We start from the raw sequence: 1,404 nt of genomic DNA, 5'->3' as shown, positions 1-1,404 counted from the left end.
GGTGCCGCCGCGCGGGCGGGCGTGTTCGTCCGCGCGGAGCTGAAGAGCGTCTTGATCTCGTTCCCGAAGGTGTCAGCGATCAGGTACGGCGTTCCGCTGGTCGTTCGACGAGACGTGACCGCCCAGATGTACCCCACGTTGGCGTTGGTCATCGAGATGAACCAGGGTCCGCCGCTCGCACCGCCGGTCAGCGGGCACGGGATCTTTGCGTCCCCGCCGCTGAAGACCGTCGTGCTGCCGGCGCACTTGCGGACCGTCTCGCCGTCGTACGGCGACTCGGCGGGCCAGCCCCACACACCGACCCGGTCCTCGCGGAGCGGGTAGTTCCAGGCCACGGCGTTGCCGCCGACGACGTTGACGAGGTTCTGCCCAGCGCGCGGCGCCACCTTGATCAGGGCCTGGTCGAACGCCAGGTCCTCGTCCTCGATCCACTGGGTGTGGGTGAAGGCCTGGGTGCCGACCCACCGGCCGTCGGGCGCGGTGCCGTTGGCGTAGCGCGGGACGAACAGGAAGTTCGTGTAGTACTTCCCGGGACAGGTCTGCAGCAGGCCACAGGCCTTCGGCATGCCGCTGTGCGCGCAGTGCGCCGCAGTGATGATCAGGTTCTTCGCCGCGGTGTTCACGGCTGCGGCCGAGCACACTGCGTTGCCCTCGGGCATGGTGAAGAAGAGCTTGCCCACACTGCGCGGCGCGGCCAGCGCGGCCGCCCGGCTGGTCGAGCCAGGCGCTGCGGCGCGGGGCGTGATCAGGTTGCCGACCTCGTCGAGGCCGAGCGGCACCGCCGTCCGCATCCGGTCCTCTGTCCAGTACGCCTCGACACCGGTCGGGTCGAGCGACTGGGTCATGGCCGCGGGAGCCAGTGCCACCGGTCCCTGACGGCCCTCGCTCCGAACGCGTCCCTCGGCGGGTGTCGCCAACAGGAATCCGAGCGCGAGCACGCACCCCATGGCCGCGGCCCACCACCGCACGACAGACGTTCTTGGCACGACGTTTCCCCCCGGTTCCCCCTGGACTACGTGGGAGTAACGCTCGGGCGGGTGCTCAGGTCACGAGTCGGTGGTGCGGTATCGACCCTTGAAGTAGAGAAGGGGCTCGGCTTCGGCCGCGTCGGCGGTGTTGGTCTCGAGGTGCTCGACCTTTCCGATCACGACGTAGTGGTCGCCGCCCTCGTAGACCGCATGGATCGTGCAGTCGAGGTGCGCCAGCGCTCCGCCGATGACCGGCGATCCGGTCGCCGCGCCAGGCGTCCAGTCGATGCCGGCGAACTTGTCGGCACCCTTCGTGGCCATCTGGCCCGAGACGTGCTCCTGGTCGGCGGCGAGGAAATTGACGCAGAAGCGGCCCGAGCGCTGGATCAGCGGCCACGCACGCGATGAACGCGCCGGGACGAACATGACCAGCGGC

The 1,404-nt window shown here is 69.6% G+C and carries 2 protein-coding genes; both read right to left on the bottom strand.

Annotated elements, in window-relative coordinates; all coding sequences use genetic code 11:
- Positions 1–968 (bottom strand): trypsin-like serine peptidase (locus ACOADB_RS10630; protein ID WP_378598011.1); only part of this gene is annotated, 968 nt, incomplete at its 3' end.
- Between the two features lie 78 nt (positions 969–1,046).
- On the bottom strand, positions 1,047–1,404 hold a 358-nt coding region (locus ACOADB_RS10625), incomplete at its 5' end, for a flavin reductase family protein (protein WP_378598009.1).

The sequence above is a fragment of the Nocardioides sp. CPCC 206348 genome (assembly GCF_048654705.1).
In the GTDB taxonomy this organism is placed as follows: domain Bacteria; phylum Actinomycetota; class Actinomycetes; order Propionibacteriales; family Nocardioidaceae; genus Nocardioides.
The sequence above is the reverse complement of the archived record's forward strand: the minus strand, read 5'-3'. Positions and strand labels throughout refer to the sequence as shown.